General features: G+C 48.5%; 11 protein-coding genes and 1 pseudogene. 7 read left to right on the forward strand and 5 right to left on the reverse strand.

Going from position 1 to position 12,483, the window contains the following annotated elements; translation table 11 throughout:
* Nucleotides 1-52 precede the first annotated feature (52 nt).
* Nucleotides 53-379, forward strand: a complete 327-nt coding sequence (locus tag EZMO1_RS15800) for a DUF2069 domain-containing protein (protein ID WP_051789209.1) — start codon at nt 53-55, stop codon at nt 377-379.
* Here EZMO1_RS15800 and EZMO1_RS15805 read toward each other — a convergent pair.
* From EZMO1_RS15805 to EZMO1_RS15820, 4 genes are all read right to left on the reverse strand, one after another.
* Complete coding sequence (locus EZMO1_RS15805) at nt 376-2,481, reverse strand: DUF748 domain-containing protein (protein ID WP_034872385.1); 2,106 nt, start codon at nt 2,479-2,481, stop codon at nt 376-378. The genes EZMO1_RS15800 and EZMO1_RS15805 overlap by 4 nt on opposite strands.
* A gap of 87 nt (nt 2,482-2,568) precedes the next feature.
* Complete coding sequence (hda, locus tag EZMO1_RS15810) at nt 2,569-3,285, reverse strand: DnaA regulatory inactivator Hda (protein WP_082211533.1); 717 nt, start codon at nt 3,283-3,285, stop codon at nt 2,569-2,571.
* 109 nt (nt 3,286-3,394) lie between these two features.
* The gene (locus tag EZMO1_RS15815; protein ID WP_034872381.1) at nt 3,395-4,474 is read right to left on the reverse strand and encodes an AI-2E family transporter; all 1,080 of its coding nucleotides are present in this window, start codon (nt 4,472-4,474) and stop codon (nt 3,395-3,397) included.
* 53 nt (nt 4,475-4,527) lie between these two features.
* Complete coding sequence (locus tag EZMO1_RS15820) at nt 4,528-5,619, reverse strand: DUF2066 domain-containing protein (RefSeq protein WP_222842125.1); 1,092 nt, start codon at nt 5,617-5,619, stop codon at nt 4,528-4,530.
* Nucleotides 5,620-5,829: 210 nt separating this feature from the next.
* Here EZMO1_RS15820 and purM point away from each other — a divergent pair, with 210 nt between their 5' ends.
* The 6 genes and pseudogenes from purM to EZMO1_RS27385 all read left to right on the forward strand — a co-directional run.
* A complete protein-coding gene (gene purM, locus EZMO1_RS15825) occupies nt 5,830-6,879 on the forward strand; it encodes a phosphoribosylformylglycinamidine cyclo-ligase (protein WP_034872370.1) in 1,050 nt (349 codons plus the stop codon).
* Nucleotides 6,880-6,995: 116 nt separating this feature from the next.
* Complete coding sequence (gene purN, locus EZMO1_RS15830; RefSeq protein WP_034872368.1) at nt 6,996-7,679, forward strand: phosphoribosylglycinamide formyltransferase; 684 nt, start codon at nt 6,996-6,998, stop codon at nt 7,677-7,679.
* A complete protein-coding gene (locus EZMO1_RS15835; protein ID WP_051789208.1) occupies nt 7,652-8,437 on the forward strand; it encodes a DUF3108 domain-containing protein in 786 nt (261 codons plus the stop codon). Before purN ends, EZMO1_RS15835 begins: the two co-directional genes overlap by 28 nt.
* A 394-nt stretch (nt 8,438-8,831) precedes the next feature.
* Nucleotides 8,832-9,773 carry a LysR family transcriptional regulator gene (locus EZMO1_RS15840; protein ID WP_034872366.1) on the forward strand — a complete coding sequence of 314 codons (942 nt, stop codon included), beginning with the start codon at nt 8,832-8,834 and terminating at the stop codon, nt 9,771-9,773.
* 439 nt (nt 9,774-10,212) lie between these two features.
* A complete protein-coding gene (locus EZMO1_RS27380) occupies nt 10,213-10,746 on the forward strand; it encodes an IS1/IS1595 family N-terminal zinc-binding domain-containing protein (protein WP_236631949.1) in 534 nt (177 codons plus the stop codon).
* Nucleotides 10,685-11,101, forward strand: a pseudogene (locus tag EZMO1_RS27385) (IS1595 family transposase); the annotation flags it as partial. The gene EZMO1_RS27380 and the pseudogene EZMO1_RS27385, both read left to right, overlap by 62 nt.
* A gap of 280 nt (nt 11,102-11,381) precedes the next feature.
* Here the strand turns inward: EZMO1_RS27385 and EZMO1_RS15850 are convergent.
* Nucleotides 11,382-12,410, reverse strand: a complete 1,029-nt coding sequence (locus tag EZMO1_RS15850; RefSeq protein ID WP_061509575.1) for an IS630 family transposase — start codon at nt 12,408-12,410, stop codon at nt 11,382-11,384.
* Between the last annotated feature and the right edge of the window lie 73 nt (nt 12,411-12,483).

Raw genomic sequence — 12,483 nt, forward strand, 5'->3', positions numbered from 1 at the left:
CGTGAATAATTCAACAATAACGAAGAAAGCCGCTTTCGCTTATCAGTTAACCATGGGCCTATACGCTGCTCTGGTGATGACATTGCTGGCTGAAACCTGGTGGCTGAATCCGCCACCCGGTTCCAGACTGGCTATCACTGCGATTCAGCTGATCCCACTGATGCTGCCATTACCGGGGTTATTGCAGCGAAGGCCCAGATCGGGTGCATGGTTGTGCTTTATTCTGTGTTTCTACTTTATCAGCGGCGTACTTTCCGTTTCGGCCCATCCGGATTCACCACACGGCTGGTTAACCGCCAGCATAAGCTGCCTTCTGTTCAGTGTGTCACTGTTGTTTATTCGCTGGCAGAGTCAGTCAATGAACAGCCAGGGCGCTTAATAAAGAAGCTTCAAGTGCATCTGAGCCTGACCATCCACCACGCGGGCAGGCTCTATGTGCAGGCGATTGCTGTCAACGCCCGCTTCCATCAGGCAGTTTTTAATGGTTTCAGCACGCTCTTCTGCCAGTGTTTGCAGACTTTCAGGCTTCAGCGGCCAGTTGTTCACCAACCAGTTTTCTGCCTTGGCAACACGCTGTTGCTGAGTCTCATCACCAATATCAGGAAGGCGGCGATTATGAATTCTCAGATACATCTGCTCAACCAGTCGCTGACGGGTTTGCAGAGGAATACTGCGAACAGTGTCGGGGGCTTTCTTATCAGATTCGTTATTGTTTGCAGGCTTCTTTGAAACAACCGCATACAGCTCCAGCAAGTCTGCATTCAGCTCTGCCCGTGCCAACCCTTTTCTGTCATCCTTCAGGGATGCCAGCCCCTGAAACGATAAATCCAGTGCCGGTCTGCGGTTCAGAATATTGGTCCACTGGTTAACCGTTTGTTCTGACTCGTCGCACAGCAGGGCGCGCCCGGGTTTGTAACCAATCTCTTCAGTCAGTGGTTCCTCACTCCCCGATAGCCGGTTCAGATATTGATAAGGCTCATTCGTCACCCTTTTAAAACTGCTGTTAATGCTTTCTTTGAACCGTCTGACCAGAGCAGACGTCAGTGGTTCATCAGCCAGTTTTCGCTGCGGTAATGAAACAACAATCCTGCCTTTGTTGTCCGTCATGGCTGCCCGGATCAAAGACAGATTCCAGTCACTCGCAGAAGTACTGCCCGGCTTCGCCTGAAACCGGGTAAACGTCAAACGACCTTTGGCCATTTTCTCACCCATTCCGGCACCCCATACCAGCTGCAGGGACGCATTGGCCTGACTGCCTGACAAATCATAGCCAGCAACTGTTCGTCCAGAAGGCGGCAGTTTAGCAAGATCGATTTTTTTCAAACCGAATCGGGCACTGCCCTGACCGTCGGCGTTAACCATCGCGTCCAACGCAACAGGTACACCCCGAGAAGCCAGAGCAGTGGCTTTTAACGTCACTGCAGATTCATTCGTAAAGCCAAGCTGCCCGTTAAGATGACTCAGCTCTGCTTTGCCATTTTTATCTGACCACTGCGAAGGCTGAGTAAACAGATTCAGTCGTTTGAGTTCCAGTTGGGAAAATGGTGACAACAGCCCAGGCAAAGAGCCCAGTGCCTGTTGATTCAGCAGAACATCCGCATCGTTGAGAGACCCCTTCACCACAGAGACCTGCTCATCGGACAGTGAAAAGCCCAGCAGTTCCAGTTCTTCCCAGCGAATTTTCTGGGTATCGGAAAAACTCATGCTGCCCTGACTCAATACCGCAGTTCCCTCCAGGTGGCTTCCAGTATCGGGAGACCAAAAAAAACTCTGGCTTGCGCTCACGGTCACCTGCTCCCACTGTTCAAACCGTTCGCCCGGAAACACACCCCTGATGGTTTCCAGAGGCACGCTGCGAATATCAAGCTCTCCATTCAACTCGCCACTGTTCAGGTTAAACAAACCATTAAACGCCCAGTCACCTTTATTCAGCAAGCCATCCACATCCAATCGCAAATCGCCATCATTGTCGGTCAGCACCTGCATAGACTGATAAGCGAGAGAAGCAGCCACTGGCTGTATTCCACTGCGTGACAGATAAAGACCGCCTTTACCGAGTTCAAACGATTTGACTGCTGTCATCAAGTATTCGCGCAGTGGCGAAAGTTCAGCCTGAGCAGCACTGCCCAGCCGCTCCAGATCGACACTGATAAAAGGACTTTCAAAATAAAGACGGGTCAGCTGTAAGGTGTTAGCAGAACCCAGTTGTGACAGGGGAATATGCACGTGCACTTCATCGGCACTGATCTGCAGACCGGGCGCCAGAAACAGGTCGGTGTCTTTTAACAGTAATTCACCGGAAAACAGCGAATAATCGACCCTGACTGGCAGAATTTTAACGCCAGACTCACGAGAAAGCCTGTCAAGGAAGTGATGAGCGAGACGCCCCGGTAAAAGAAACCAGACGGACAAAAAGGTCAGAAAGATAAGCAGCCCGGTTATGACACCCGCAAACCAACGGGACTGCGTCTGTTTTTGCATAAACACTCTCTGGTTACGGTACTGACAGATCACCGCTATGAACGTTCGGCTTCAACAGACGCAGCAGAACGGACAGGTGATCCCGATTTACCAGCTAAGAACCTGTTTAACAAAGGGAATGGTCAGCTTTCTTTTCGCTCTCAACGAGGCGCTATCAAGCTTCTGAAGAATCCTGAACAGGTGACCCATATCGCGATTACTGCGATAGATAATAAAGCGGGCAACATCTTCATTCATATCCAGCCCGCGCAGGTGAGCCCGCAACTGCAAGGCAGCCACTTTCTCTTTATCGCTTAGCGGCTGAACCTGAAACACAACCCCCCAGCTGAGCCGGGAAACCAGATCTGGCAGCTCTATTTTTAATGCCTTGGGAGGCCCCTCAGCCGCTACCAGCAGGCGGGTATTGGCATCACGCAGGCGATTAAACAGGTCAAACAGGGCTTCTTCCCATTCAGGAATACCTGCAGCCGCATTGATATTATCAATACAGACCAACTGCAGACTTTCCATTCCTTCCAAAAGTTTTGAAGGATAGTGCACCAGCTCATTCATGGGCAGATAAATACTGCGCCCGTGGCGACTATCGACTTGATGGCAGGCAGCCTGCAGCAAATGGCTGCAACCGACACCACTGGAACCATACAGATAAATAAACTGCTCAGTTTCTATGCCGGGAACCTGTCGATCAATATCCAGCATATTAACCAATGCAGCATTCTGTCCGCTGAAAAAATTAGCGAATGTGGCATCGTCCCTTAACTGGACGCTGAGCGGCAATTGCACAGGCAGACTCATATACGACATCAGGCAATGGATTGAGTGTATTTCACAAAGACTGGCAACGTATTAATAACGCTACAGCCCCTGACTTTTCTGGCACCGGTGTTAGGTATTCTGTTACACCCATCATGGCTCACTCCTCAGGCATTTCACCAGGCTCGCCCGCATGATAAAGGTCACTTGCCTTGTAATTCCGGTGCAGATGACGCAAGAGTACCATAATAATTGCAGCAAGTGGCAGTGCAATCAGCATGCCAATGAAACCAAACAGCTGTCCACCTGCCATTAAGGCAAAAATAACAGCGACCGGGTGCAAACCAATTTTATCCCCAACCAGCCATGGCGTAAGGACATAGCCTTCCAGCATCTGCCCCACGGTAAACACAGCCGTCACGGCCAGTAAAGCCCAGTATTGGTCAAACTGAAACAGTGCAACAATGATCGCCGTGGCAAAACCGACAAAAAAGCCCATATAGGGAATGATGCTTGCCAGCCCTGCCAACAGACCAATCAGCATAGCGAACTGCAGACCGATCAGCCACAAGCCAGCGCCATAAATTACACCGAGCGCCAGCATAACCATTAATTGCCCTTTTAGAAAGGCTCCCAGTACTTCATCACACTCTTTTGACAAACTGACCACCTCTGACTCCATGTTCAGAGGCATCATCAGCCGAAGGTGAAGCATCATTTTGTCCCAGTCCCTGAGCAGATAAAACGTGACCACCGGCACCAGAAACAGGTTAACAACAAAACCGGCAATCGCCAGCCCTGAGCTTGTTACCTTACGACTCAGATCCGCAATAATACCACCGGTTTGCTGCCACTCCGTGGCCAGCTGCCTGACCACCACACTAAGGTCAAACCACTCCGGATCAACATCGATATACAACAGCAGTTCAGGTACCAGATTGTTACGCACCCAGGCTTCCCAGACCGGTAGCAGCTGCACCACCGTTTTAACCTGATGAAACAACGCCGGAATCAACACCAGCAACATCAGCAGACCGGCCATAAACAAAGCCAGGAAGACCACCGTCACCGACAGAGACCGGCTCATGCCCATTTTTTCCAGCCTGTCAGCCACCGGATCTGCCAGATAGGCCAGCACCAGGCTGACCATAAAAGGCGCAAGAATCGGACTCAGAAAATGAATGACTACGCCTGTGGCCAATGCCACACCGGCCAGCATCCAGCGTTGTTGTATGGTCATACCCAGTCCTGTGACATTATTTTTGTTATTTGTTGACTGTCGTCAGCTTCTTGTTATCGTCCCCGCCAGCGATAATGCAGAACACTCTCGCCACTGCCTGTTACTGACTGATCATTGGATTCAAGCTTTTGTAGCTGCCGCCCAAGGGCTATAGAGTCGGACAACTGATCAACAGTACCGTCAATCGTCAGCTCCAGCTCCAGCTGATCCCCCAGCACCCGCTTCACCATAACATTCCTGACAGCCGTCAGCCCTTCAACATAAGCAATGGCTGCGGCATACGCCGGAGTACTGCCAGTGCCATCAATAAGTAAAATGGGGTTTTCACTGTTTCCGGCAATGACGGCATAGTGTCTCGACAGTGTGTTGCCCACCAGGTCCGCCATCGCCAGAGCAACCCCCCGGGCACTCAGGTCATCAACGCTGGCATCAAAACGCTGATTCCGGAACAACAACATCAGACGGCCATTGTACCGCGCACCCTTCTCTGTTTTGCGCACCGACAGCCGGCCACCCAGTATCGATTCAGAACCGTAACGGACAGAGGCTTCGGTCAGTTTGCTGGAAAACAGTCCCCAGACATCCACTGCACTAATAGCAAGGTTATCGTCAAAATCCATCACCGGAAATATCAATGGTAAAGCCCGCTGTTCAAACACCTGATTAATGGATTCAGACAGTAACGATGGCGAGCCACTGCTCTGAATCTGACGACGTCCGGCGTCATCAATAGCAAGCCACATCAGGGTCGTCGAACGATTGCCACCCCAGATACCCAGACCATTGCTTCGCAGCAGCTGGGAAATGGCCTTCTCATCGAACTGGGTCACCAGCATCAACTGACGCTGCCCATCTGCTTCATCCCGACGATAACTGAAGCCCTGCAGATAACCGGTCGCTTTCTGAAGCGCACTTTTCACCGCCGGATTCGACAGCGTCTGACGCTGCCCGGTCACCCGTACCAGCACTTCTGACATCGCCCTGGACGTTGCCCGATTTCGATCGCTGCTGCCCTGACTGTCTACAGGCACCTCCACCTGATACAGGTCATTGCCACGGGAAGCCTGGGACTGACCGGGCATCAACACCGCAGACAGCAGCAAACACACCACTAACATCCATGACTGGCGGGTAAGCCCCGACATCGGACTTCCTGAAAACTTCAAACCTTTCACCACACAAGAAGCCATGACAGCTAACGACATGTCTGGAACCCTGAAAACTTATCAAAAGGTGATTTTGCCATAACAAACCGACACACAACAGGTAAAAACTCGCAACATCGCCCAGCTTTACGCTAGAATGCCGTCTCTGATCATTGACCCTCTACATCGACAGGTGCGGAACCACCTCTTATGAGTAAAATCGACCTCGATTCTTCTGAAAACTCTCTAAGCTACAAAGACGCAGGCGTAGACATCAGTGCAGGCAACACACTGGTTGAACGTATCAAGCACGTAGCAAAGGCCACCCGACGCCCGGAAGTCATGGGTGGACTGGGCGGCTTCGGCGCCCTTTGCCAGATTCCTGCAGGCTATAAAGAACCCATTCTGGTTTCCGGTACTGACGGCGTTGGCACCAAGCTGAAGCTGGCCATGGACCTTGAAAAGCACGACACCATTGGCATCGATCTGGTGGCCATGTGTGTCAACGACCTTCTGGTCTGCGGTGCCGAACCTCTGTTCTTCCTCGACTATTACGCAACAGGCAAGCTGAACGTCGATGTCGCAGAACAGGTCGTCACCGGCATTGGCAATGGCTGCGAACAGTCAGGCTGCGCCCTGATTGGTGGTGAAACAGCTGAAATGCCCGGCATGTACCAGGGCGAAGACTACGATCTGGCGGGCTTCTGTGTCGGCATTGTGGAAAAAGAAGACATTATCGACGGCTCTAAAGTCGCCGCCGGCGATGTACTGATCGGCCTGAAATCCAGCGGCCCGCACTCTAACGGTTACTCGTTGATCCGAAAAGTTCTGGAAGTCACCAACGCCGACCTGAACCAGACCGTGGATGGCAAGCCGTTGTCTGAAGCTTTGCTGGCACCTACCCGTATTTATGTTAAATCCCTGCTGCAGCTGTGCAAAGAAATGCCGGTTCACGCCATGGCACACATTACCGGGGGCGGTTTGACTGAAAACCTGCCAAGGGTAATACCTGAAGGTTGCCGCGCAGTCATCAACACCGACAGCTGGGACATTCCGGAAGTCTTTCGCTTCCTGCAAAAAGGTGGAAACATCGCCCAGTCAGAAATGTACCTGACTTTCAACTGCGGTGTCGGCATAATCGTCTGCGTACCTGCAGAGCAGGCAGACCAGGCCGTTGCCCGACTGAACGAACTGGGTGAAGAGGCTTTTGTCATAGGTCATATGGAAGCAGGTGAAGGCGAACAGGTTGTTTATCGATAGTTTTGCCTGACACACTGTTTCAATAACCTTAATACGTAGGTTGGGACGAACGAAGTGATTCCCAACCTACACAAATACCCGAAACACAATAGCCATTACAATAAAGAGCCATCACCATGAGTCGCAAACGCATTGTCGTACTGTTGTCTGGAAATGGCAGCACCTTGCAGGCACTGATTGACCATCAACCTGACGCTCATTATGAAATCATCGCGGTGTTCAGCAATCGCCCTGATGCGTATGGACTAAAGCGGGCCGCCAGCGCCAACATCCCGAACCACATTATTGATCACAACGACTTTGCAGAACGGACTGCGTTCGACCAACACCTGCTTCAGGTCATCAAGCCGTTAAACCCGGATTATGTGGTGCTGGCAGGTTATATGCGTATTCTTACCCTTGCATTTGTTCAGTATTTTTCAGGCAAACTCATTAACATTCACCCCTCTTTGTTACCAAAACACAAAGGGCTGAAAACCTATCAAAGCGCTCTCGACTCGGATGATAACGAGCATGGAACAACGGTTCATTTTGTCACAGAAGAACTCGACAGTGGTGCCAATATCCTGCAGGCATCCCTGCCAATAAATGCGGCTGATACCATTGAAAGCCTTGAGCAACGCGTTAAAGCCATGGAGAAAAAAATCTACCCTTTGGCTTTAGACTGGCTCAGTTCTGGCCGAATCAGCACTAAGAACTCTAAAGTGTGCCTTGACAATCAACCCCTGCCCAAACAAGGATATTCAGTGCAGGAAGAAAATCTGGACCGACAATGTCAAAGATTATTAATAAAACCCTGAAGAGCTTACCCCTCCTTGGCTCTTTACTGTTGGCGGCAGCACCCCATACCTTTGCCGCCTCTCAGCCTCAAACTGGCGCAGCTCCGGGCAAACCCGAGGCCACTGTCCCAGCACAAACCATACAACCAAAGCCGTTTACTGCCCATTACAGTACCCGTTACAGCGGTTTCAGGGCGAGGGGTTCCCGCTCACTGACCCAACAGGATAACGAATGGATTCTGGAATTTGGTGCCGATGCCAGCGTTGTCAGCCTGATGGAAACCACCCGTTTCACCATAAATAAAGGTCAGGTAAAGCCCCTTCAGTACCGTTATAAACGTGGTGGTCTATTTGGCAGTAAACCCGAAGAAGCCACCTTCGACTGGAAAACCATGCAGGCAAAATGGGATCACGAAGACCTGCCGGTTACCTTCCCAGCCAACGCTCAGGATAAACTCTCCTACCAGTACCAGCTCGGGCTGGATCTGGCAGCAGGAAAAACCGACCTTCGATACCCCGTGATTGATGATGACGAAGTCTACGAAAGGGAATTTATTATTGAAGGTGAAGAAGTACTCGAAACCGACGCAGGCAAGCTGAACACGGTAAGGGTCAAGATAAAACGTGACAACAATAAACGACAAACATGGATCTGGTTCGCTAAAGACTGGGACTATGTTCTGGTCAAGTTCCATCAAAAAGATGAATCAGAGTATCTTATAGAGTTTGCTGAGGGCGAAGTAAACGGCAAGAAGATAACCGGCCTCAAATCATCCTGATCCGAGCAAAAAGCGACAGGCAACAGCCTGTCGCCAACACCGCCTTGTAAATAAGAGTAATATTTCTTTACAAAACCTGACAACCCCACCCCCGACATGACCAGTAGTTGCTCAAATTTGCAGTTCCAAGTAACGAGTCACAAACGAGTCAAATCACGAAAAAACTGAATAAAAAGAAAAACAAAATATTCTTTAGATAAATTGGATAATTTCAGGCGATTTTATCAATATAAAAACTAATTACTTTATATAAACGACATCAGACTTTTTTTATCGAAAAAACGCAACATTATTTTCTGTAGATTAAATACATTGCATCAATTTTTCTGTATTAGAATGAATGTGTATTGATCAGTAGAATCATACCTTTTTATCTCACGTACACTCTCATTCTATGTCGCCAAGTGTCTATGAAAAGCTACACAAGCTGGAGCTGAAATCCATTCTGGTTCTGGATATTCTATTGGAAACCCGCAACCTTTCCGAGGTGGGAAGGCAGCTCAATATGCGACAGGGAAACGTCAGCTACCATCTGGCAAAGCTCAGGACAGCACTGGACGATCCGCTTCTGGTTAAGTCTGGCAAAGGCTATGCACTCACCTCCAGAGCCACGAGTATCAACAACAAACTACACGACAGCCTATCAACACTTCAGGATACCCTTTTTGACAAACCTTTTAACCCACTGACCGAAAGCCGAACTTATAAGATAATGACGGACCCCATTGGGGCAGGATTACTGATTCCCCGTCTGTTAACCCGTCTGAGGACAGAAGCTCCCTCCATTACCATCGAGCACGTTCCCGCACAGCATGAGATTACTGAAGCACTGGCAACAGAGCAGGCTGATATCGCCATCTACAACCTGCCGGAAAATTTGCCCGAACTGAACAGCCAGTTTATCACCAGCATGGCGACTTACCTTGTGATGGATGAAAGTCATCCTCTACGGGAAACCGGCTTCAGCTATGAAGATATTTTCAATTACCCCACCATACAACGGTACCCAAAAGGCAGTATTGAACATCAATTAACCCGAATTCTGGAATCCAGAAACCTTAAGCGAACCGTCAGTTTTATTGCCCAGTCTTTCAATCTGTTAAAAGAAATCATACCGGGATCGGAAAGTGTTGCCTTTTGCTCGGAGGCAGACAAATACACTCTGGACAGCACTCCGGGGCTACACTTCCACAAACTGAAGCAAATGGAGCCAGTGCCTAATTATGCCCTGTGGCATCCACGCTGCGAGAATGATCCACTGCACCAGTTCATGCGAAAAATCGTGATTGAAGAGTGTTTGCAGCTGGCTACGATTTTCAGTTTATCCCGATCCTGAATCTGACGTTTCGAAACAGTTCTATCAAAAATAAACACAACACAATGATCCGCAAGATTCCGTTACACTTTGACCACCTTTGTTTAGGTGCTTTTTTATTCATGAAAAAGCACTGTTTTTGCACCTTCCCAAATGAAAATAAATACACTACTACCGACTAAAAATAGCATTATTCAGTCACTGTACTTACCTCCAGAAACCAACTAAAAAAGCAAACTACTGCCCAAAGCCATTGATAATACTGGCACTCAGACTAAACAGATTAATAATGCCCATTAAACATTCAGGCTAATTATCAACCAGTAGTTTGCATAACCTGAAGGCTCTTATCGGATTCCAGACTGCTGAGCTACACTTCATCAAAATCTTGCGAATGGCTGATCACGCAGTGAATATTTGTAAAATTTCAGAACTCATCAGCAATGTAACTTGCTTTGAAATGATCCGTGAAAACCGCTGGCCTGACGGGGTGGTTCATTGCCCCCATTGTGATTCAGGCCATGTAAAAAAGAACGGGCATGACACGGTACAAACTGAATGCCAACACTATCAATGCAAACATTGTGACCGCTACTTTGATGACCTGACTAATACTGTCTTTGCTGGGCATCATCAGCCTCTTAAGGTGTGGGTTTCCTGTCTGTACCTGATGGGACTCAATGTTTCCAACAGCCAGATTTCTAAAGAACTTGACCTTTCACTGAGTGATGTACATGTAATGACAACCTTGTTGCGAACCTCTGTCGTTAAACGCAAGCCTGACATTACTCTTGAGGGAGGGGTAGAGTTCGACGAAGTGTACATCGTCGCAGGTCACAAAGGACATCCTGAAGCTTTAAAAAAATCTATCGCGCCCTCCCCGAAAAAGAAGATTAAAAGGAGCTCCGGGCAGAGGAACTCTCGAAAAAGACAAGCCTCCCGTTCTGGGAATGATTCAGCGAGGAGGTCAGGTCATTATCAACATGCTGGATAATGTTCGAAAAGCCACCATAAAGCCTTTCATTACGAAGCATGTAGCCAAGGGAACCCAAACTTACACTGATGAATACAGCATTTACAACTCCCTTGAAGAGTGGGGTTACAGGCATAAATCTGTCTGTCATGGTAAAAGCGAGTACGCCCGGGATGATGACAAGGATGGTATTTATGAAGTACACGTAAACACCATGGAAGGCTTCTGGTCATTGCTCCGTTCATGGCTCAGACCTCACAGGGGGATTTCTCAGGAAAGCTTACCTTTGTACCTCGGCTTCTTTGAGTTCGTTCATAACGCCGGAATCCGGGGTAAAGGGTTACTTCAACCATTAATCAGCTTGCTGGTTACGTAGCAGTCTGGAATCCGATAAGAGCCTTGGATTAGACAGCCTCAGGCAGAAATTTGTATAAAATTACAGCATTTTGTGCTGAGACTGTTTTCGCCAGCGAAGTAGGGCTTTTGCAACAGCCTCCTTCGTGGAAATGACGGAAATGCGGAAGTTATTTTTAGACTATTCCTAAACAACCATTCACAGGGACGACATTAAGAGCAATCCTTTGGTAATCAAGGCCTACAGCTATGACTGGGATAAACATGAACTTTGCTGTTGAGCCATATATACCCAAGTGAATTCAAGATGCAGGATTTAGCCTCTGAAAATTATCGTTAATTCTGCTGACTAACGAAGCACCAATTTCAGGTAACGTAACGTCCAGAAAATGATTAATCTTTTCTCGAAATTCTTTAGCCTTGGCAAAGTATTCATTATTCCGAGCATATTCATTCATCACCTTCCATAATCGCTCAATCGGGTTCAGATTTGGGCTGTAAGGTGGTAGGTAATGTAGTTTTATCCCCAATTTTTCCGCCTCCTCTACCACCTCTTTTGAACGATGATAACCAGCACCGTCAAGCACCATATGGATGACTGTCATGGATGCGTAGGATGCCCGAACTGTTCTGAAAAACTTGATAATCGCTTCGCCGTTGACGGTCTTGAACTGATCGAAAACAGCGGCAGATAGATTGTTCAGTTCAATGGCGCCAACAATGTTTAATCGGGTACGGCTCCCCGTCGTGTTGATGATCTTATCAACCCCTTTGCGAATCCATCTTGAAGTGATTTTGGTGGCCTGTGTTGGATGAACTGCATCCATGAACAGCAACACTTCATCCTCTGGTAATGAGGCCTTCAGGGCATCATAGTGTTTGACAAATTCAGCTTGTTTGTCAGCATCAGTCTTGTGCGGAACGCCTTTTGGTTTTTTATAGGTAAAGCCTTTCTGATGCAGCCACTTGTTCAGACCTGATACGGTGTATTTGATGTCCCAGCGATCAGAAATGTAGGCGACGATCTGATGCGTATGAGCATAGGTGTGTTCAGAAATATGCTCGATTAGCTGCCGGGTTTGTTCATCATTCAAATAGCTTTCGCTACCACCGTTGTCAGGCTTTAGTTTTTCCTTTTTCAGATAGTCATCAAGGTGGCGACAAATAGTGAATTCACTTTTTCTCAAGGCTTGTGCGATAGAAGACGGAGTCCAACCTTCAGATCTGAGCAAAACTGCTTTTATACGGTCACACTCTCGGGCATCCTGCGACTTTTTATGGCGGGATTCCAGAGCTGCTTTTTGCTGATCAGTCAGGATGATTTTGGGCATGAGCGAAGAATGTTAAAAAAGTACTGAAAAATCAAGCATCTTCAATGGTCACGGGTATAATGTGACCTGAGCG

The organism is Endozoicomonas montiporae CL-33 (assembly GCF_001583435.1).
Taxonomy (GTDB): domain Bacteria; phylum Pseudomonadota; class Gammaproteobacteria; order Pseudomonadales; family Endozoicomonadaceae; genus Endozoicomonas_A; species Endozoicomonas_A montiporae.